The 626-nt window shown below is 33.2% G+C and carries 1 pseudogene; it reads left to right on the top strand.

Annotated elements, in window-relative coordinates:
• A pseudogene (locus tag HMPREF3125_RS08815) lies at positions 1 to 626 on the top strand (NmrA family protein); the annotation flags it as partial.

Raw genomic sequence — 626 nt, 5'->3', positions numbered from 1 at the left:
TATGAAATTATAGCTATTTCTAGAAATATAGAAAATAAATCAAATGAACAAAATGTTACTTGGAAGGCAGCTGACTTGTTTGATTTAAATGAAATCACTGAGGTAATGGAGGATATTGATATCGCTATATATCTTGTCCATTCTATGATGCCTTCAGCTAAGTTAACGCAGGCGAGCTTTGAAGATATGGATGCATTATTAGCTGATAATTTTGCTAAAGCCGCAAGTTATAACAAAGTTCAGCATATTGTATTTATGAGTGGTTTGATACCTAATACAAATGAATTATCACCACATTTAAGAAGCCGTTTAGAATGCGAACAGATTTTAGGATCATATGGTGTACCAGTAAGTACTTTAAGAGCTGGTTTGATTATAGGTTCTAAAGGAAGTTCTTACCCTATATTAAAAAAATTAGTAGAAAGATTACCTGGCCTGTTACTACCAAAATGGGCTTATAATATAACATTGCCAGTTGCAATAGACGACGTGATTGACGGTTTATATAAAATTGTAGAGCGTAATCCAAATGAGAACGAATCGATAGATATTGGTGGACCTAGTCATATGACTTATAAAGATCTATTCAAGCAAACTGCAGAGGTACTAGATAAACGATTACCTAC

The organism is Staphylococcus sp. HMSC13A10 (genome assembly GCF_001808005.1).
In the GTDB taxonomy this organism is placed as follows: Bacteria; Bacillota; Bacilli; order Staphylococcales; family Staphylococcaceae; genus Staphylococcus; species Staphylococcus pasteuri.
The sequence above is the reverse complement of the archived record's forward strand: the minus strand, read 5'-3'. Positions and strand labels throughout refer to the sequence as shown.